Source organism: Mucilaginibacter rivuli, assembly GCF_019391655.1.
GTDB lineage: Bacteria > Bacteroidota > Bacteroidia > Sphingobacteriales > Sphingobacteriaceae > Mucilaginibacter > Mucilaginibacter rivuli.
In genome coordinates, this window is record NZ_JAHXPQ010000007.1 from 260,141 (window position 1) to 280,235 (window position 20,095).

The 20,095-nt window shown below is 44.4% G+C and carries 22 protein-coding genes; 13 read left to right on the plus strand and 9 right to left on the minus strand.

The window, feature by feature from the left end:
- The first annotated feature begins 83 nt into the window (after positions 1-83).
- From KXQ82_RS17065 to KXQ82_RS17095, 7 genes are all read left to right on the plus strand, one after another.
- Positions 84-1,427 (plus strand): rhodanese-like domain-containing protein, encoded by a 1,344-nt coding sequence (locus tag KXQ82_RS17065; RefSeq protein WP_219489665.1) that lies wholly within the window; start codon positions 84-86, stop codon positions 1,425-1,427.
- Between the two features lie 122 nt (positions 1,428-1,549).
- Positions 1,550-2,233 (plus strand): tRNA (5-methylaminomethyl-2-thiouridine)(34)-methyltransferase MnmC2, encoded by a 684-nt coding sequence (gene mnmC2 / locus KXQ82_RS17070; protein ID WP_255563702.1) that lies wholly within the window; start codon positions 1,550-1,552, stop codon positions 2,231-2,233.
- Between the two features lie 119 nt (positions 2,234-2,352).
- Entirely contained in the window at positions 2,353-3,156 is an 804-nt protein-coding gene (mazG, locus tag KXQ82_RS17075; RefSeq protein WP_219489666.1) for a nucleoside triphosphate pyrophosphohydrolase, read from the plus strand.
- A 52-nt stretch (positions 3,157-3,208) separates the two neighbouring features.
- Positions 3,209-3,670, plus strand: a complete 462-nt coding sequence (locus KXQ82_RS17080; RefSeq protein ID WP_219489667.1) for a hypothetical protein — start codon at positions 3,209-3,211, stop codon at positions 3,668-3,670.
- 61 nt (positions 3,671-3,731) lie between these two features.
- Positions 3,732-4,160, plus strand: a complete 429-nt coding sequence (locus KXQ82_RS17085) for a hypothetical protein (protein ID WP_219489668.1) — start codon at positions 3,732-3,734, stop codon at positions 4,158-4,160.
- A gap of 9 nt (positions 4,161-4,169) precedes the next feature.
- A complete protein-coding gene (locus KXQ82_RS17090; protein WP_219489669.1) occupies positions 4,170-4,730 on the plus strand; it encodes an RNA polymerase sigma factor in 561 nt (186 codons plus the stop codon).
- Positions 4,714-6,033, plus strand: a complete 1,320-nt coding sequence (locus KXQ82_RS17095) for a hypothetical protein (protein WP_219489670.1) — start codon at positions 4,714-4,716, stop codon at positions 6,031-6,033. The genes KXQ82_RS17090 and KXQ82_RS17095 overlap by 17 nt, the downstream gene beginning before the upstream one ends.
- A gap of 3 nt (positions 6,034-6,036) precedes the next feature.
- On the opposite strand, the gene KXQ82_RS17100 is transcribed toward KXQ82_RS17095, so the two are convergent.
- The gene (locus tag KXQ82_RS17100) at positions 6,037-7,257 is read right to left on the minus strand and encodes an ABC transporter permease (protein WP_219489671.1); all 1,221 of its coding nucleotides are present in this window, start codon (positions 7,255-7,257) and stop codon (positions 6,037-6,039) included.
- A gap of 86 nt (positions 7,258-7,343) precedes the next feature.
- On the opposite strand from KXQ82_RS17100, the gene KXQ82_RS17105 reads away from it, so the two are divergent.
- The gene (locus tag KXQ82_RS17105; protein ID WP_219489672.1) at positions 7,344-8,528 is read left to right on the plus strand and encodes an exo-beta-N-acetylmuramidase NamZ family protein; all 1,185 of its coding nucleotides are present in this window, start codon (positions 7,344-7,346) and stop codon (positions 8,526-8,528) included.
- A 176-nt stretch (positions 8,529-8,704) separates the two neighbouring features.
- Here KXQ82_RS17105 and KXQ82_RS17110 read toward each other — a convergent pair whose 3' ends face one another.
- The 3 genes from KXQ82_RS17110 to KXQ82_RS17120 are packed head-to-tail and all read right to left on the minus strand — an operon-like array spanning position 8,705 to position 10,116.
- Complete coding sequence (locus KXQ82_RS17110) at positions 8,705-9,160, minus strand: hypothetical protein (protein ID WP_219489673.1); 456 nt, start codon at positions 9,158-9,160, stop codon at positions 8,705-8,707.
- A 20-nt stretch (positions 9,161-9,180) separates the two neighbouring features.
- Positions 9,181-9,627, minus strand: coding sequence for a hypothetical protein (locus KXQ82_RS17115; protein ID WP_219489674.1), 447 nt, complete (start codon positions 9,625-9,627; stop codon positions 9,181-9,183).
- A gap of 51 nt (positions 9,628-9,678) precedes the next feature.
- The gene (locus KXQ82_RS17120) at positions 9,679-10,116 is read right to left on the minus strand and encodes a hypothetical protein (RefSeq protein ID WP_219489675.1); all 438 of its coding nucleotides are present in this window, start codon (positions 10,114-10,116) and stop codon (positions 9,679-9,681) included.
- A 334-nt stretch (positions 10,117-10,450) separates the two neighbouring features.
- Here KXQ82_RS17120 and KXQ82_RS17125 point away from each other — a divergent pair, with 334 nt between their 5' ends.
- The 4 genes from KXQ82_RS17125 to KXQ82_RS17140 are packed head-to-tail and all read left to right on the plus strand — an operon-like array spanning position 10,451 to position 15,043.
- Positions 10,451-12,508: a BatA domain-containing protein gene (locus KXQ82_RS17125; protein WP_219489676.1), complete on the plus strand. Its 2,058-nt coding sequence runs from the start codon at positions 10,451-10,453 to the stop codon at positions 12,506-12,508.
- 15 nt (positions 12,509-12,523) lie between these two features.
- The gene (locus KXQ82_RS17130) at positions 12,524-13,777 is read left to right on the plus strand and encodes a dihydroorotase (protein WP_219489677.1); all 1,254 of its coding nucleotides are present in this window, start codon (positions 12,524-12,526) and stop codon (positions 13,775-13,777) included.
- 8 nt (positions 13,778-13,785) lie between these two features.
- Positions 13,786-14,457, plus strand: a complete 672-nt coding sequence (locus KXQ82_RS17135; RefSeq protein WP_219489695.1) for a hypothetical protein — start codon at positions 13,786-13,788, stop codon at positions 14,455-14,457.
- Positions 14,458-14,470: 13 nt separating this feature from the next.
- Positions 14,471-15,043, plus strand: coding sequence for a DUF4199 domain-containing protein (locus KXQ82_RS17140; RefSeq protein WP_219489678.1), 573 nt, complete (start codon positions 14,471-14,473; stop codon positions 15,041-15,043).
- 380 nt (positions 15,044-15,423) lie between these two features.
- Here KXQ82_RS17140 and KXQ82_RS17145 read toward each other — a convergent pair whose 3' ends face one another.
- The 5 genes from KXQ82_RS17145 to KXQ82_RS17165 form a co-directional block, all read right to left on the minus strand.
- Positions 15,424-15,891 (minus strand): GNAT family N-acetyltransferase, encoded by a 468-nt coding sequence (locus KXQ82_RS17145; RefSeq protein WP_219489679.1) that lies wholly within the window; start codon positions 15,889-15,891, stop codon positions 15,424-15,426.
- Between the two features lie 118 nt (positions 15,892-16,009).
- Positions 16,010-16,411, minus strand: coding sequence for a lysozyme inhibitor LprI family protein (locus KXQ82_RS17150; RefSeq protein ID WP_219489680.1), 402 nt, complete (start codon positions 16,409-16,411; stop codon positions 16,010-16,012).
- A 54-nt stretch (positions 16,412-16,465) separates the two neighbouring features.
- Positions 16,466-17,770: a UDP-N-acetylglucosamine 1-carboxyvinyltransferase gene (gene murA / locus KXQ82_RS17155; protein WP_219489681.1), complete on the minus strand. Its 1,305-nt coding sequence runs from the start codon at positions 17,768-17,770 to the stop codon at positions 16,466-16,468.
- Positions 17,771-17,889: 119 nt separating this feature from the next.
- Entirely contained in the window at positions 17,890-18,612 is a 723-nt protein-coding gene (locus KXQ82_RS17160; protein WP_219489682.1) for a DUF4290 domain-containing protein, read from the minus strand.
- A gap of 166 nt (positions 18,613-18,778) precedes the next feature.
- Positions 18,779-19,096 carry a DUF1801 domain-containing protein gene (locus KXQ82_RS17165; protein WP_219489683.1) on the minus strand — a complete coding sequence of 106 codons (318 nt, stop codon included), beginning with the start codon at positions 19,094-19,096 and terminating at the stop codon, positions 18,779-18,781.
- Between the two features lie 252 nt (positions 19,097-19,348).
- On the opposite strand from KXQ82_RS17165, the gene KXQ82_RS17170 reads away from it, so the two are divergent.
- Positions 19,349-20,005 (plus strand): 3-oxoacid CoA-transferase subunit B, encoded by a 657-nt coding sequence (locus KXQ82_RS17170; RefSeq protein WP_219489684.1) that lies wholly within the window; start codon positions 19,349-19,351, stop codon positions 20,003-20,005.
- The last annotated feature ends 90 nt before the right edge of the window (positions 20,006-20,095 follow it).

Consider the following 20,095-nt stretch of genomic DNA (forward strand, 5'->3'; position numbering starts at 1 on the left):
CGCACCACTAATCCGCACCACCATTTCCGCACATCTTTACATCCCGATTACCTCTAAACCATTATATTTGCCGCAACATTATTATGATCATCCACCAGTTTTACGATAAGGGCCTGGCCCATGCATCATACGCCATCATCAGCCAGGGCAAAATGGTGGTGATTGATCCCGCCCGCGATCCGCAGCCTTATTACGACCTTGCTACCGAACACGGCGCGCAACTGGTGGGCGTTATCGAAACCCACCCTCATGCCGATTTTGTGAGCTCGCACCTGGAAATACACCAACAAACCGGCGCCACCATTTTTGTGAGCCGGTTGCTTGGCGCCAACTACGCGCACAAAAGCTTCGACGATGGCGATACCATGGAGCTTGGCGACCTGACCCTGAAAGCCATCAATACCCCCGGCCACTCGCCCGATTCTATCTGTATTTTGGTGGAAGACGAGTTTGGCCAGGCCAAAGCGATATTTACCGGCGATACCCTTTTTGTAGGCGATGTTGGCCGTCCCGACCTTCGCGAAAGCGTGGGCAACCTCACCGCTAAAAAGGAAGAACTGGCCCGCGCCATGTACCACAGCACCCGCGAAAAGCTGATGAAGCTGCCCGAAAGCGTGGTGGTTTATCCCGCCCACGGCCCCGGCTCGCTCTGCGGTAAAAACATGAGCCCCGATCTGAACAGTACCATTGGTCGTGAGTTGCGCGAGAACTACGCTTTGCAGCTGATGACCGAACTACAGTTCGTAAAAACGCTCACCGACGACCAACCCTTCATACCAAAATACTTTGGTTACGATGTAGATCTAAACAAGCAAGGTGCATCATCTTTCGAAGAAAGCATCGCCAAAGTACCTCGACTTAATAAGAACGAAACACTTGAGAACGGTGTACTGGTTATTGATGCCCGTCCGCAGGCACAGTTCAAGGCAGGACACGTTAAAGGCGCCATCAATATCCAAAACGGCGATAAATTTGAAACCTGGCTGGGGTCCATCATTAGTCCAACGGAGCAGTTTTATTTGATAGGAGAGGACGAAGCAACATTGGATATCCTCATCCGCAAAGCCGCCAAAATCGGCTACGAACAAAATATCAAAGGCACGTTGTTGGCGCCCGATGCTTTGCCTGAACAATCATCGCTTGCTGATATTGCAGCTATTACCAATAACTCAAAGAACTATACCATAATCGACGTGCGCAATGTTGGCGAGGCCGAGGGGTTGACTCATTTTCCCAATGCCATCAACATCCCGCTACCCGAACTGCGCGAACGCCTTAGCGAGATACCGACGGACAAACCCATTGTGGTACATTGCGCCGCAGGTTACCGTTCAGCGGTGGGGAGTAGTATTATCAGCGCGATATTACCAAACGCACAGGTTTACGATTTTGGGGAAGCGATAACTACTACCCAGCCGTCATCCTGAACTTGTTTCAGGAACCCATCATAAAGGTAAGCGTGCGACAGTCGAGTTTGAAACTTAGCAAGTGAGGTGCTGAAACAAGTTCAGCATGACCTATCTTTGGAAGCCCCAATACCAATGACACAATGACCAATGACACAATGACGTTCGTACTAACCGTCGATGGTTCCAGAACCATTTACAACCCTGCCGTGGGCGAAAATTACCATTCGCGTAATGGTGCATTGCAGGAGAGTCAGCATGTGTTTCTCAACTCCGGTCTGCGCTATTTCCTTGAGGGGAACGATGTTGAATCTGTCTCCATCCTGGAAGTTGGGTTTGGTACCGGCCTCAACTTTCTGCTCAGTGCTGATTTCTGCACCATGCGCGAAATAAAGCTGGATTATGTCGGCATCGAAGCCTATCCGCTTAGCAATGAAATGATTGGACAAACAGGTTACGAGCAATACGTTGCCCCTGGTTTGTGGGGTAGCTTTATTGGGACTTATCGCGCCGCTTTGCAACAAACGGTTGGCCTGAACGGACGCGTTGACCTGCATGTAGCACCACTTCCGCTAATGAAGTTTCAGAGCGATAAACAATTCGATGTGATCTACTTTGACGCCTTTGCCTCAGCTAACCAACCCGAAATGTGGAACGAAGAAGCCATCCGGCACACCGTTAAACACCTCAAACCCGGCGGCGTATTTGTTACCTACGCCATTACCGGCAACCTCAAACGTATGCTCAAAGCGCTTGGATGCAAAATTGAGAAAGTGCCCGGTGCACTGGGAAAAAGGGAAATGCTGAGGGCTACAAAAAATCATTAGGTCATTTGCTTTCGCATCATTAGGTCATTGCCTGTTGGTAGGCATATCGAACTATGCAATGACTTAATGATTCAATGACCTAATGACAAAATTCCTTACATTTGGCTAAACTCAATACCATGCCTCTTATCCCGCCTTCTTTCGCCACCACCCCAGCTACCGCTTTTGAACGCTTACTTGCTATTATGAACGACCTGCGGGCCAATTGCCCCTGGGATATGAAGCAAACCATGGAGAGCCTGCGCCATCTCACCATTGAGGAAACTTACGAGTTAAGCGATGCCATACTGGAGGGCGATATGCAGGAGATAAAAAAGGAAATAGGCGATATTATGCTGCACCTGGTTTTCTATGCAAAAATAGGATCTGAGAGCGGTGATTTTAATATCACCGATGTGCTCAACGGCATCTGCGATAAGCTGATACACCGCCACCCGCACATTTACAGCGATGTGGAAGTGAGCAGCGAGGAAGATGTGAAGCGCAACTGGGAGCAGCTCAAACTCAAAGAAGGCAACAAATCGGTACTCGAAGGCGTCCCTGCATCATTACCCGCATTGGTCAAGGCTTCACGCATCCAGGAAAAGGCCCGCGGTGTAGGTTTCGACTGGGAAGAAAAAACACAGGTGTGGGACAAGGTAGAGGAGGAGATGCGTGAGTTTCGCGACGAGTTCAATGCCGCCGGAACCGAAACCATTGACAAGGAAAAAGCCGAAGGCGAGTTTGGCGACCTGCTCTTCTCGCTCATTAACTACGCCCGCTTTATCGACATCAACCCTGAGAACGCTTTGGAGAAAACCAACAAAAAGTTCATCAAACGCTTCCAGTACCTCGAAAGCAAAGCCAAAGAGAACGGCAAACAATTGCGCGACATGACCCTTGCCGAAATGGATCAGTTTTGGAACGAGGCAAAAAAAATATAGAAATTTTATAATTCCCTGTAGCGTTTTGTAGCTGTGTTGCGTATTGGTAAATATGAAAACATTCGGATACATCACTTGTTTTTTCGCACTCTTGTTTTTGGTGGGTAGTTGCTCCAAATCAGACATTGATACGGCCAACTATTTTGCATTTGGTAGTCACTACTCGTTTTGTGCGGGCAATTGCAGTAAAGTTTTCGCCATTACTGGCAATAAATTGGTGCCTGTAACTTTTACTGATTTTAATAAGCCCCTCGCTTTACAAACCAAGGCATTGGCCGATAGCTCGTATCATAAGGCAGTGCCTTTAAAAGAAACATTTCCGCAGTATTTTCGTGATCATCCTAACCAAACTTTCGGCTGCCCTGATTGTGCCGACCAGGGTGGGTATTATATTGAAATTATGGAGAATGGTAAAAAGATATATTGGCGTGTTGATACTTCTGTCGGGCAACTGCCGGTTGAAATACGCGAATATGTTACCCGGTTGGCAACCGTCATTAATTCTATCCATTAATTTTTTTAATTCATTGTAGCGTTTTGATATGAATTTACGTACCGGCAATAAATACATCGTTATGAGATCAGTTAAAAGATTAGTTTATTTGGGGGTACTTGTGGTACTTGCTTTTACAGGATGCGCTAAAAGTGATATATTACCCCTGGCTGGAGGCACATATACCGGGAAGCTTAATTTTTCATCAAGTTTGGGCATTGTATATACCCATACCGAAAAACCGGTGTATATTACTTTTGATAATGGTAATTACACCACGGACTTTATTATACCGAATGTAAACTCTGTTCCGTTAAAAGGCACCTACGCCTTGAAGGCGGATACAGCCATTGCTTTTACATTAGCGTCGCAATTATTTTTACAGGTATACCCACCACCCTACAAACTGGATGCTCAATACAAAAGAGAATATAAAGGAGATAGCTTAATTTTAACATTGAACATTCCCGGTATGTTAACAACGTATCAATACCGGCTAAAGCGGAACTAAATAAAATTAATGCAGCTACCACCCGGCATTACTGAACAAGAGCTCGTTCGGCAATGCAAAAACGGCGATCTGAAGCACCAGGAAATGTTATATAAACACTTCTATGGCTATGCTATGGGGGTTGGCCTGCGTTACAGCGCTAACCGGGATGATGCTTTGGAGGTTGTTAACGATGCTTTTATTAAAGCCTTTGGCGATATTGAAAACTACCGTACTGATAAGCCATTTAAAGCCTGGCTGCGTAAAATAGTGGTAAATACAGCTATTGATAAGTACCGCAGGGATAAAAAGCACCTGATGAACGTTGAGTTGGATAACGCGGTACACATTGGCTCGCAGGCATCTATATTACAGCAATTAAACGCCAATGATATTTTAAAGATGCTGGATACCCTGCCACCTGCTTACCGCATGGTGTTTAACCTTTATGAGATAGACGGCTATGATCATAATGAAATTGCCGCGATGATGGGGATATCTGCAAGCTCATCACGGGTGTACTTAGCCAGGGCAAAGGAAAAATTGAGATCGATGTTACAAGAGGACAAAGAACATGAGCGAAGAGTTTGATAAACAGCTAAAAAGCCATATTAACGATATCTTCGATAATTATGAAGATACTTCGGCTGATGCCGCTTGGGCTTTGCTGCGCGAAAAATACCCATCTAAGGATAAAAAACGCCCGCTTGTCTGGTGGTATAGTGCCGCCGCTATATTACTGCTTTGCATAAGCGGGGCAATATGGTTTTATTACAACGTAAGCAATGATAAAACAATACAGTATAAAACTGATATTGCAAAAAACAATGCTACTGTTAATAAGCAAATTAACAGAGCAGCGATAGTATCATCAACTAAAAAGGATACGGCCGCGCTATCCACTATAACCACCCCGGTAGTAACCGAAAAAACTGTGCACTCGGTTAAACCGGTTAGCATTACTAAAAGTGGTAGATCGATCCATAATGTTACTTTTAAGAGGAATACATCAAGAGCGGTAGCAGTAAAAAAGCTACATACTGCGCCTGTAATTATTGATCAATATGCCACAATAACAAACCAACAGAATAGCCAGGCTTTTGGAGCAGATACAGCAAATGAAAATAAGACCATAATAGGTTTGAACCAACCCATCGCGGTAACTAAAACAAGTAAACCCGGCGATACAAAGGATACGGTAACCAATGCTAAAGTTGCAGCTACTGCTAAAACCAAGCCCGAAATTAAAAAAACTACTAATGTAGCATTTAGCGTGTATGCATCGTCATTTGTTAATTATGCCGAAGGCAGCAATCGCACTGTTAACTTTGGCGGGGGTGCAAATGCCGCTTTCAGTTTATCAGGCAGGCTGCGGTTGTCTGCAGGTTTGGGTGTTTACCGTGTAGCATTAAAGTATAATGCCGTGCCATTATCAGCTATGTATAACAATCAGTACCTTTACAATACCCCGGCTACAGGTTCCGGCTCTTCCGGTGGCTCTTCTTCTGTAAATTATAACAGCTACCAGGCAGACTTACTTGTTTTGGATATCCCGGTTAATATTTGTTACCTGTTTAGTAAAAGCGGCAACTACATTTCGGCCGGGTTAAGTTCGTCAACTTATATCAACGAAAATTACCTGCAAACCTATACCAATGGTTATCAGGCACAGTCAGGATACAATACATTACAGGATATCAAAACTGAAAAGCACTTGAATACGTTCAATATCGGAAAAATATTAAACCTGTCTGCAGGCTTTGGTTTCCCTTTCGGGAAGGGTTACAGGTTGGTGTTTGAGCCCTTTGCCAGGGTGCCGCTCGGTGGTTTAGGTTATGATGAATTAAAATTCGGCTCTGCAGGCCTTAACCTCAGGTTCAGCTTTTCTAAATAGCAGCTACTTAAATTGTATGGCCTTAACCGGCAATATGCGGCTCACCAGCAACGATGGCCCAATTAGTACGATGAGGCTGATAACAAGCGTACCCAAATTTAATTCCACTACATCCAGCCACTCTACTTTTATGGGTACGTACTTCATATAGTACGATTCCTGGTCAAGCTTTATCCAATGGCTTTGTTGTTGCAAATAAGCTATACCCAAGCCAAACGCATTGCCCAGTATCAATCCCAGGCTTATCAGGTAAAAGGCGTTTATCAAAAATATTTGCTGTATGGTTTGCGTTCGGGCGCCCATCGCCTTGAGCATCCCAATCATAGCGGTGCGCTCCAGTATCATGATCAGCATGGCTGATATCATATTAATAACAGCTACTATCAGCATCAGTACCAGCATGATCTGGGTATTAATGTCAATTTTGGTTAGCCAGTCAAATATCTGGGCAAAGCTTTCCATTACGGTAAATGTTTTCAGTGTAGTAGGTATAACATCAGCCATTGCTGCGTTGGCTGCATCAATATCCTCAAATTGTTTTACCTGTATTTCGTACCCGCCAATATAATCGGGCGGCCAGTGATTTATTTTGCGGATCAGGTTGATATCGCCCACTACAAAAGTTTTATCAACCTCTTCAATACCGGTGGTAAAAATGCCTGTTATTTTAAATTTACGCTTGTGCAGGCTCTCTTTGATAAAGTACATTAAAAAATCGTCGCCTACCTTTAGTTTTAGCCTGTCGGCAGTATGCTGCGATATCATAATCTGCTTTTGCGATGCTACCGTATCTCTAAAGTCAGGTACTTTACCCGCAACCATTATCTTATTAAAAAAGGCCCAGTCGTAATCACGGTTAACGCCTTTCATTACTACCCCTTCAATCTCATCATTCGCTTTTATAATACATGGGATGGTGGCAAAAGGCATAATATGCGTGTACAGTTTTTTGGCCTTTAGCTGCGCTACAAAAGCAGGACTATCTGCAACGGGTGAGTTTTCGTAAGATGTATTCAGGTCGAGCTTGAGCACCTGGATATCACCCGAAAAGCCGCGTATCTTTTCCCGCACTTCCTGCTTAAAGCCTTTCATTATCGCGAATGAAAGGACCATTACACCAAGGCCAAGCATTATCCCGGCAACGGCAATCCGCACAATGAGTTTGGAGAAGGTCCGTTTTGAACGGAACGAAATGCGTGAAGCTATAAATGAGGCGAAATTCAAGATGTTGAAACTGTTTTTTTGTACTTTAGCAAAGATGCAGATTTGATAGCGGATTTTGAAGTTAATGTTTTACAGAGCGATGGGATATGAAAAAACTTATTAAAAATGCGATAGGGGCATTGTTGGTTTTGGTTGCGATAACCACCGGATACGCGCAGCGTGCCCTGCCAAAAATTATTACCGGGGCCAACCGCACCGACACCTACCTGCCTTATTTAAAAGGTAAAAATGTAGGGATGGTGATCAACCAAACCTCCATAATAGGTTCCAATAAAACCCCAAGCGTTGACACCTTGCTCCAGTTGGGCGTTGCCATCAAAAAGATCTTCGGCCCCGAGCACGGCATCCGCGGCAACGCTGCCGATGGCGCCGAGATCAATAACGCTATTGATGCTAAAACAGGTATCCCCGCCATATCACTTTACGGCAAGCACTTTAAACCAACACCGGCCGATCTGGCAGGCCTTGATATCCTTATTTTCGATATCCAGGATGTAGGCGCCCGGTTTTATACCTATATCTCCACCCTGCACTATGTAATGGAGGCTTGCGCCGAAAATAACATCGAGCTTATGGTGCTCGACCGGCCAAACCCCAATGGCGGCTATGTTGACGGCCCCGTATTGCTGGATACCGCCCTGCGTTCCTTTGTTGGGATGCACCCTGTCCCCATTGTTCACGGGATGACCATTGCCGAATATGCCCAGATGATAAACGGCCAGGGCTGGCTAAAAAATGGTATCAAATGCAAGCTCCGCATCATTAAAATGCTCAACTACTTCCGTGAACTGCAGTTTGCCTTGCCCGTAAACCCTTCGCCCAATTTACAAACGCAACAGGCGGTAGTACTGTACCCCAGCCTGTGCTTGTTCGAAGGGACGAACGTCAGCGTTGGCCGTGGTACACCGTTCCCGTTTATGGTATTTGGCAGTCCATTGTTAAAGGATAAATACAGGTTTGAGTTTACACCGCAACCCATAGCCGGTGTTAGCGATAACCCACCACTAAAGGGACAGCTTTGCTACGGTACCGACCTGCGTTATTACCGCCCAACCGCTGGTAAACTCAATTTAAGCTGGCTGATGGCCGCTTATAAAGCCTATCCTGATAAAGCGCATTTTTTTATACCTTACTTTACTAAACTGGCCGGCACAACCCAGCTGCAAAAGCAAATTGAGAATGGCGATAGCGAAGAAACCATCAGGCTAAGCTGGGAACCCGCCTTAAGCCAGTTCAAATTAATGCGACAGAAATATTTGTTGTATAAATAGTTATTATGCAAATGTGTAAGTATGCATGTGTACAAATAAATCCACCCGCATATTAGCCCATCCATCCGGTATGTAGATATCACAATAATTACATTAGATATATATAGGAGGCGTATCACGACAAAAAGCCGTCTTCTGTTTTAGAAGACGGCTTAATTACAATATTCCTCTGCGGCTTACATAGCCCATATATAGATACTCAATCCGTAATTATTAGGGTAAAATGTATCATCGCTTACAACTACATTATCCGTTAAGGTATAATCAGTTTGTGCCCACATATTCAGACCTTCGCGACTTTGATCATTAATATACCAGTCAAAATTATCGTAGTAAATATTGTAGTTATAATAATTAACTGTTACAGTATAAGTACCCGTTGTAATATTACCTAAGTGGTAAGATCCATCATAATTTAGCTGGTAGGGGTACACTTGGTAATAATAATCTTCGTTAGTGGTATTATTATGCAGCGTAACCCACCAAATTGTGTTTTGCGCCCAATACGGCATACTACCCGACCATGTAGTTAACGTTGCCGGAACCGTAGTTTGCGCGTTAGCTTTATTAAAGCCAAGTGATAGGGCGGCAAATACCATTGCCGCCGTAACCAGTAATTTAATGCTTTTCATGTTAATTGTTTTTTAACAGGTTACTGCCCCCATATATAAATATTTAAACCATAATTGGGGTTGTAATAATAAACATCGCTCGCCTCCACGCTCGATACCAACTCATAGTCGGTTTGCCAATACATGCTTTTGTTGCCGCTTTGGTCGTTAATATACCAGTCAAAATTACCCCAGGTAACGCCGCCGTTATAATAACTAACCGTTACGCTGTAATAACCTGGCGTAACATAACCCATGTGGTAGGCGCCATCATCGCGTAATTGGTAATAATTGTTGTACAGGTAAAAGTCTTCGTTAGTGGTATTATTATGCAACGTAAAATACCAATAAGATCCCGACCAGCTTTGGAAGCTACCCGATGCCAGCGTAAATAAAACCGGAACAGTACCTTGGGCCTTAGCTTTAAAGCCAAACGAAAGCGCTGCAAATACCATTGCCAACGCGAGCAGTAATCTTGTTTTTTTCATAATTTGTGTTTTTAAATAGTTTATAAATGGTGTTAATTGATTTATTGCGGTTTAATAGGCGTAAAGCACTATAAACAGTTCGCCTAGGTCAGTACTTACAGGGATATTATTTGATAGGGTATAGTCGGTACTACTATACATATGCAAATTGTAACCTTCTTCTCCGTTAGCCAAAAAGTCGAATGGATCCCAAAAAACGTTAGCATTGTAGTAAGATACCGTTAAGGTATACGTCCCCTCGGTAACATGGCCCAAATCGTAGATCCCGTTACTTTCCATGTCCATGGATCGGGTGTAAAAATTAAAGTCCTCATTGGTAGTGTTGTTGTGCAGGGTAACATACACCATGGTGGCGGTTGTCCAGTTGCTGTACGTTCCCGATAACGAACTTAGGCGCACCGGAATAGTTGCCTGTGCCTTGGCTTTAAAGCCAAAAGAAAGCGCAGCAAATACCATTGCTACCACTAAAAGTAGTCTTGTTTTTTTCATAAGAAGATGTTTTTTATAGGTTTATAATACCAAATGTACCGATGTAACTAACTGTGTTATTGTGATATATTGGCATCTGTATGTATTATTTTATCCTGATGAAAAAATAATACATAAGCGGGTATTTCAATAAGGAAATTTCTCCCCCGAAGGATTTGACAACTTTTTAAATTTGTCAAATCTAACCCCGCAGTTAACGCACTAAATCAAGATTCTTCATTTGCACATCTGCACATTTTCCCATTCGCACATTAAAACATCCAAATCGTTACAAAATCAATCATTCAATCCATCAATCATTCAAAATTAAATTTCCCTATCTTTACCTACCTGTATGCAATTCATATACCCTGCATTTTTATTCGGACTGGCATCTTTGGCCATACCTTACATCATCCACCTGTTCCATTTCAGGCGGTATCAAAAGGTGTATTTCTCCAATGTGCAGTTCCTTAAAAACATACAGCAACAGCAATCCTCAAAAAAGAACCTCAAAAAACGCCTCATCCTCATCACCCGTATGCTGGCCCTGGCTTTTTTAGTTTTGGCCTTCGCGCGGCCGTACATCCCATCCAAACAAAACACCAATTTGGGCAGGCAGCACGTGGTATCCATATTTGTAGATAATTCGTACTCCATGCTTACCGTTAACCGGGAGGGTACGCTGTTGGACGAAGCCCGCACCCGCGCCAAAGAAATTGCCGCCGCGTATAGCCTTAACGACCGTTTCCAACTTCTCACGCAAGATTTTGAGGGCCACCACCAAAGGCTGCTCAACCGCGAAGAATTTAACGACGAGGTCGACAAAATAAAGGTAAGCCCCCAAAGCCGCAACCTGCAGCAAATAATAAACCGCCAGCAAAGCTTACTGAGCACACAGCATGGCGATGTAAGCAGCATCTACATCCTGTCCGATTTCCAGCAGAACCTGTTCACCGGCCACCCCGTTAAAACCGAAGCTTCAACAGGTTTAAACCTCATCAGGCTAAAAGCCACCTCGCTGCCCAACGTCGCCGTCGATTCCGTTTGGCTGCTCAGCGCCGTACACCGCCCCGCCGAAAGCGAAAAGCTCATCGTCCGCCTCCATAATTACGCGGATGAAAAGGCCGATAAAGTGCCGCTAAAGCTGATGATCAACGGCGCGCAAAAGGCCATCGGTAGTTTCAGTATCGATAAACGCGCCGTGCAGAATGATACGCTTTCCTTTTCGGGATTACAGGCAGGCTGGCAGCACGCCGAGATCACACTCGAAGATAACCCCGTAAACTTCGATAATCAATTCTTCTTCACCTTTAAGGTACAGCAGCAAATGCCCGTGCTACTGGTTGACGGCGGCACACCCAACAAATACATTCAGGCCCTTTTCAATACCGATCCGTTCTTTAACCCGCAAGCCGTACACTATGGCAACGTGGATTATGCAAGGCTGGCCGCATACCCGCTGGTGGTGCTAAGCGATATCAAATCCATCTCCACCGGCTTATCGCAACAGCTCAAAACTTACGTTAATAAGGGAGGTACCCTGTTGGTTTTTCCTGCCGATGGCGCGGATATCCCGAGCTACCAATCGCTGCTGCAACCCTTAGGCGCCCCCTATCCCGAAAAGGTAATTACCGAAAAAACAAAGGTAAACGCCCTCAACCTGCAAAACCCGGTGTTTAAAAACACCTTCGAGCAATTGCCGCAAAACCCCGATCTGCCGCAGATCAGCAAATATTATCAACTCAGCCAATCCACAGCTTCCGGCGAAAGTTTAATGGAGCTGCCCGGTAAAAAAACTTTCCTCGGCGATTATTCCGCCCGGGGCGGCAAAGTATACGTATCTGCCGTGCCTTTACAGGATGATTACAGCAACCTGGCGCACCACGCGCTATTTGTTCCGCTGATGTTCAGGATAGCCCTGTTAAGCGGGCACGATTCGCCTTTGTTTTATACGATCGGTCGCGATGAAAGCGCCGAACTGCCGCCAGTACAATCATCCGATAAGCAGCTGCTTAAGCTCAGCATGGGCCAGCAAACCATCATACCCGATGTGCGCCAGCAGGAGGGAAGCACGCAACTTTATTTTAGCGACCAGGTACACCAGCCCGGCAATTACGAACTAAAAAGGCAGGATAGCACGGTAGCCGTTTTGGCCTTCAATAACAACCGCAACGAAAGCGACCTGACCTATCTTGACGATGCAGGCTTAAAGGCCCAAACCGGCAGCAACGGCAATACCATTGTGGTAAACTCGGGGCCAACATTAAAAGATGCCGTAGTTAATGCAAATAGAGGCATCGAATTATGGAAACTTTGTATAATTTTGGGCCTGATTAGTTTGGCCGCCGAAATATTACTCATCAGGTTTTACCAGGCAGAAAAACAAGCCGTTTCTGTACCCATAACATAACAACAAAGCGCCATAATGAATTTGCTTATCAGATCAGCCCTCATTACCGATCCAAATTCACCCTTTAATAATCAAGTTGCCGATATTTTAATTGAGAAAGGGCTTATCACTAAGATAGCCCCGGATATCCAATCGGACTTAGACGTATTTGATGCCGCCGGCAAACACGTTTCCCCCGGCTTTTTCGATCTCAACTGCAACATCGGCGAGTTAGGCCTGGAAAGTAAAGAGGACCTGCAAAGCGGTACCAAAGCCGCCATGGCGGGAGGCTTTACAGGTTTGGCGCTTATGCCCAACACCCAGCCACCCGTACACTCAAAATCCGAAGTGGAGTTTATCCTCAACAAGGCGCATAACAACCTGGTTGATGTATACCCTATAGGCACCATATCGCACAAATGCGAAGGCAAAGATATGGCCGAAATGTACGATATGTACCAAAGCGGCGCCAAAGCCTTTACCGATGGCAAATATCCTGTGCAGGATGCAGGCCTCATGGAACGTGCCTTATTATACGCGCAAGGTTTCGGTGGGTTGATCTTCTCTTATCCCGAAGATAAAGCCATCGCCGGCAAGGCAAAGGTTCATGAAGGCGAGATCAGTACCCTTTTGGGGATGAAAGGCATACCCGCCCTGGCCGAAGAGCTGATGATAGCCCGCGACCTGTACCTGGCCGAATACACCAACTCGCCCATACATTTCAGCACCATATCCACCGAGCACGCTGTTGATTTAATACGCCAGGCTAAAAAGAGAGGCACCAAAGTAACCTGCGATGTAGCCGCGCACCATTTGGTATTAACGCACGAGGCCCTTTTAGGCTTCGATTCCCAATACAAAGTAAAACCACCGTTGCGCACCGATGAGGATGTAAAGGCATTGATAGCAGGCCTTAAAGATGGCACCATTGATGCCATCGTATCGCAGCATACCCCGCACGAGATCGAATTTAAAGATGTAGAGTTCGAGGTAGCCGAGTATGGTATGATAGGCCTGCAAACTGCCCTGTCGCTATGCCTTAAAGCCGGCTTATCGCCCCAACTTATCGTGGAGAAGCTATCTATCAACCCGCGCAAAATATTAAACACCGGCACAGTAATCATTGCCGAAGGCAGCAAAGCCAATCTGGTTGTTTTTGATGCGGAGCAGGAGTGGACATTCACTAAAGATAACAACAGGTCTAAATCGGCCAACTCGCCGTTTATCGGCCAGCAATTAAGCGGTAAGGTGCTGCTTACTTGTAACAATAACCACTTATTTAAATCTTAATAAAAATGATGGACCCGAAAATACAGTTAGCTATCCAAAACGCGATAGAGCTATACGCCGACAGCAAAAGCTTAAATGCTAAAGCGATCAATACTGAACTGGTAAAAGTGTTTTCGGCCGACGAAGACTTTTTATCTAAGGTTGACCTGCTGGATGCCGCGTTCGATAACTATCCCCAACTGGAAGAACTCCGCGAAGTGTTTTTCGACCTGTTGCTGATGAATTTCTTCAGCGCTGATGTGATCAAGCTGGAAGAAGATTACCTCGACTCGCCCGAATGGGAGCAGATAGAAGAAGATACGCTTGACCGCGGAACCGAACTGCTTAACGTACTGCTGTACCTTAACGAGTGCGAAGATGAAGGTATTGAGCCTGAACTGGAAGACTTTTTAAAAGAGTTTTTATTGGTAGAGGAAGACGAGTTCCAGGATGAACACCGCATTTATGAGGATATGATTGCCAACCAGATATTAATGGAAAGCAACGTGTCCGAAATTGCCAAGGTAGCCCAAAGCGTTGATGAAGAATCGGAACTGAAGGAACTGTTCTACCCCATCATGTGTTTCTTTTACGACCCAAAACCAACCGCGGATACTAAAAAACAGATTGCGCAAAACGCTGTAAATAAAGACTTTGATCTGGCTATTTTTAGTATCTTAGAAACATTTAATCACGCTTAAAAAACCTACTATCATGGAAGACCAACTTATCCCGCTACCCCCAAATCCAACCAAAATTGCGACGAAATGGGCATTGATCAGCCTTGCGATAGGCATTGTTATTACCTATGCCGTCCAGTTTTCAGGCCTGGATATGAATAGCCCGGTAAAATATTTGGGATATATTCCATTTATAGGAGGCTTATTGCTTACCCAAAAAGAGTTTAAAGATGAGCTGGGTGGCTACCTTACTTTCGGGCAGGGTTTTTCTGCAGGTTTCCGCTTTGCATTGTTCAATGGTTTATTACTGGCCATATTCACTTACCTGTACTTAGCTATTTTAAGTCCTGATGTTTTTGCCAAAGCGATGGAAACCTCAAGAGCAGCCATGGTAGCAAAAGGCATGAGCGATGAGCAGGTTGAAAAAGCGATGGCTATGGCAATAAAGTTTGGCCCCATTGGCGGCGCTTTCTTTTTAGCGATATGGTATGCCATCCTTGGTGCCATATTAGCCTTGATAGGGGCATCTATATTTAAAAAAGAGAAAACACTATATGATATAGAACGTGAAGCAGCAGCTAATGAAGACACAACACCAGCTGAGTAATCGTTAAAAAAACTTTCAAAAAAATAGCGATGGGTTTAACCCATCGCTATTTTTTTGCTCAAAAGGCCTGTGCGCAAGGTTCCCCTCTTGAGAGGGGCAAGGGGTGTGTCCTTTGGTAAACACGCCACCTGAAATATACACCGGCGCTGGTCGGTGTTATCACCGCACCTGATTATAATGTAACTACCAAAACTCTTCCCTCGGGGAAGGGTGCGGCTGAATTGTGTAGTGGTGGGTAGGGGTAATTGCATAATGCAATGTCGCATAAACCCCTCCCTAAAGCCTCCCGTTGGGAGAGAATCGCACAACCCCAACGCTTTTTTAATCTTCAGAACACCTATCATGATAACACCGATCACAGGTTGTAAGCATCAGGCAAATTATAACTCTTTCGTCATCACAACAATTTCTCTACCGTTTAAATTGATCCTTTCTAATTGCTGCCAATCCAATCTTTTATATAATGTTTCTGCTGTGTGGGTAAACAGAAATATCTTTTTTGTGCCCCTGCTTTTAGCAACCTCCTGTATTTTTTCACATAGTAACGCACCGTAACCTTTTTTGCGGTATTCGTTTTTAGTGAAAACCAAAGCCAGCCAGGGGCCTAAAGCTTTATATTTAGGTGCTACATCCTGTAACCTCACATGAGCATAGATTCCACCGGTGGCTATCGGGATGTTGTTTAGGCTCATTACCATTTGAAATTCTGTGCTGTTTTCTGAAAATGCAGATAATTGTTGGATGGTTTTTTCCCGGTCAATATTCCATTCATGCAGATACCAGTCTGCAATAAGTTCAATTGATTCCTTGTCGTGTGGTTGTATGATTTGGTAGGAAATTTTGCTCATGTTACCGCAAATATACTTGAAAAGATAAAAACGTATTTTGGCTACGGCCGATGTTATACCACGCTATTTAGGCATATGTTTGGTGGTACGGTGATAACACCGACCACAGGCTGAATGCTTATAGTCGTCTTAAAAGCACAATTACCCTTTCCTCAACAAATGTCGCTTTTTTATCTATAAGTACCATTTCCCTATCTTCGCCTCCCAAACTCTTTACTTCAGGATCTAAAGTTAGATTTTTAAAATACTGATCCCGTTTAATCAGCCACTGTGCCTGTTCTGATTTTAATTTGGAGATTTGGGGAGATAGTAGTTTTGTGCGAAGTTTTATATAAGCCAAATTTAACATGCTGTCTATTTGGTGATAATGCACTTTAGAACATCCGAGCATATATACTCCTTTATCCAAACAGGTTTGATAAGAGTTCCTAAGAGAATCAACTGTTTTAATCGTTTGAGCAAAACCTTGAAGTCCCCAAAAGCAAAGCAACAGCGCCACAATAATTCTTAATTTTTGCAAGGTGTATTTTATGAATATTTAGTTTATGGTACGGTGTTATCACCATAACATTTCTTACACCCTCCTAATATCCGCCCCCAACGCTATCAAACGCTGGTCGATATTTTGATACCCGCGCTCTATCTGCTCAATATTTGATATGGTTGATTTACCATTTGCCGATAAGGCTGCTATCAATAACGATACCCCGGCACGTATATCCGGCGATGTCATCGATATGCCACGTAATTGCATTTGTTTATCCAAACCTATAACCGTAGCACGGTGCGGATCGCACAGGATGATTTGGGCACCCATTTCTATCAGTTTATCCACAAAGAACAAGCGGCTTTCAAACATTTTCTGGTGTATCAGTACAGAGCCTTTAGCCTGGGTTGCAATAACCAATACTATGCTCAACAAGTCGGGAGTAAAGCCCGGCCATGGTGCATCGGCAATGGTCATTATCGAACCATCAATAAAGGTCTCGATCTCGTAGTGGTCCTGCGCAGGGATATAAATATCATCGCCGTGGCGCTCCAGTTTAATGCCCAGGCGTTTAAACACATCAGGTATCATACCCAACTCATCGTAATGCACATCCTTTATCGTGATCTCAGAACCTGTCATCGCCGCGAGGCCAATAAATGATCCTATCTCGATCATATCGGGCAGCATGCGGTGTTCTGTTCCGCCAAGGCGTGTTACACCTTCAATGGTGAGCAGGTTACTGCCTATGCCGCTAATTTTGGCGCCCATGCGGTTTAGCATTTTACAAAGCTGCTGCAGGTAAGGCTCACAGGCCGCGTTATATATAGTGGTGGTGCCTTTGGCTAAAACAGCCGCCATTACCACGTTGGCTGTCCCGGTAACCGAGGCTTCGTCAAGCAAAATATATGTGCCCTGTAAGTTTGAGGCATCTACATTAAAAAAGCCGGTCTCAGGGTTATAATCAAATCGTGCGCCTAATTTCTCAAAACCCAAAAAGTGGGTATCCAACCTGCGGCGACCAATTTTATCGCCTCCCGGTTTAGGTATCGCTGCCTTGCCAAAGCGTGCCAGCAAAGGGCCAACTATCATGATGGAGCCGCGCAGGCTGCCGCCCTTAGCTTTAAATGTATCCGACTGGAAAAATTCCAGATCAATGTTTTTAGCTTCAAAAGTATAGGTATCTGATGCCAGCTTTTCAACCGTAACGCCCATATCGCCAACCAGCTCTATCAGCTTGTTCACATCAACAATATCGGGTATGTTGCTTATGGTAATTTTTTCTTCGGTCAGTAACACTGCCGATATAATTTGCAGCGCCTCGTTTTTGGCTCCCTGCGGAGTTATTTCGCCCTTTAACGGTTTACCACCGCGAATTTCAAATGCACCCATTGTTTAGTTTTTTAGTCTGGAGTCCGAAGTCATGAGTCGGAAGTCGAACCGAAGTTAAAAGATAAATTTTACAAATACTACCACTTAGGATTAAAGGCTCAAGACTCAGAACTCAAGACTTAGTACTTCCTTCCACCCCCTCCACCGCCGCTATTGCGGTTACGGTTGTTTTGGTTGTTCTTATTGTTGTTGTTATTGCGGTTGTTCTGGTTGTTTTTATTATTGTTATTCTGGTTATTACGGCCACGGCCCGCGCTTTCGGTTTTATGCGTGTTGGCGCTGCGGTATTCAACCTTGTTCAGGTTAACAGATTCATCCAGTTTCAACTCGCCGTTTGATAATTCGCGTAAATGTGCAAAAATGGTCTCATCGGTAACCGAATCTTTGTTCCACTGCACGTAGGCCATTTTCATAAAGTTGGCAATAGCCTGTACCATATGGTTGCGGCGCTCGGGCTCTTCAATACTTTTGGCTTTGGTAATCATCATTTCGATGGTTTTACCGTAGTGCTTGTATTTTATACGCTGGTGCGGATATTTTAAAGGCTCGGGCTTAAGGTGTATCGTTTCCGGGTTTGGCGGTGGGTACGGCGAGTCTACATCGATCTGGAAGTTAGATATGATGTGCAGGTGATCCCATAGCTTATGCTTAAAATCGGCAACGTCGCGCAGGTGCGGGTTTAAAAACCCCATCAGGTCAATCACCACCAACGCGTATTTATTGCGTTCTTCTTTTGTTGGTAAAGCAACAATGTACTTTACCATATTTTGTACGTTACGGCCGTACTCCGATAGCAGTAATTTACTGCGCGTTGAGTTATAATCAAATTCCTGTAAAGGCATAGCTTTTCTAATTTAAATAATGTTTGTGTTTGCCGTTTACTGAGTATTTATCCCCGGGATGGGAACGCTGATATACTTAGGAGTACCACGGTAAAAAAATGAAAGTACTGCAATTGCAGCGCTCAAAGATACGCAGATAGTTTTAAACTAAAAAATCGCTGGTGTTTCAGTTTGTATTTTCGTTGGTAACTCCAATCCCGTATCGTATTGCCGCTTCAAGTACATCCATATTTATATCTTTTAGCTTTTTAAACTTAATGCAATATGCCGTCACATTTGCCTTGCCCAGGTTTTTTCCAAAAGTTTGAGCTAAATAGTCCTTATTGGCAATGCCAAGGATATATACAGATATGCCGCTGGTGTTCGCGCTCATCCCAATTTGATAAAATTCTTTCGTTGTTCCATCAGTATATTTTATAGTGTACGCACCATATCCAATATTAGGGTTGGAAACGACTTTGTTTTCGCTGTTTTTACCATCCAAAAACTAGAGTTTACCTGTTGGTAATACCCGAAGTATGAGTGTATGTAAACTTTCCATATCAATGCGTTTTGCTTCGGGTTGACTGTTAATATAGTTTGTTATCTGTTCCGGTATACTCATAACATATGATTTATCGCTGAAGTGCTTTCTCAAATTTCGCTTTATTTTTAATGATACACTAATTTCAAATCGGGGCAATCAAAAAACCGCTATAACTGTTTAACTTTGATCAATTAATAAACCAGGCGCCCCATGCTCGATAAAAACGATATTGCCAAACGCATTGCCCGCGAAATTAAAGACGGTTATTATGTAAACCTGGGCATAGGTATCCCTACGTTGGTAGCAAACTATATCCCCGCGGATATGGATGTGGTGCTGCAATCAGAAAATGGCTTACTGGGCATGGGCCCTTTCCCTTTCGAAGGTGAAGAAGACCCCGATACCATTAACGCGGGCAAGCAAACCATTACCATGCTGCCCGGTTCGGCCATATTCGATTCGGCCATGAGTTTTGGTATGATCCGCGCTAAAAAGGTAAACCTCACTATACTGGGAGCTATGGAAGTATCCGAGAACGGCGATATAGCAAATTGGAAAATCCCCGGCAAAATGGTAAAAGGTATGGGTGGCGCTATGGACCTGGTAGCCAGTGCCGAAAACATTATTGTAGCTATGCAGCACGTTAACAAAGCAGGCGAGTCAAAGCTGTTGCCACAATGCACGCTCCCGCTCACAGGCGTACACTGCGTAAAAAAAATAGTGACAGAATTGGCGGTGCTCGATGTACTCCCCGAAGGCGGTTTCAAACTATTGGAACGTGCACCGGGAGTTAGTGTTGAAGAGATCATCGCTGCTACAGCGGGTAAATTGATTGTTGAGGGAGATGTGCCGGAAATGGTGATATAAGATTTACATCATTGCGAGGCACGAAGCAATCCCCGATAGACAGGTTTGCAATATGCACAGCTTAAATGGATAGTTTAGGATTGCTTCGTA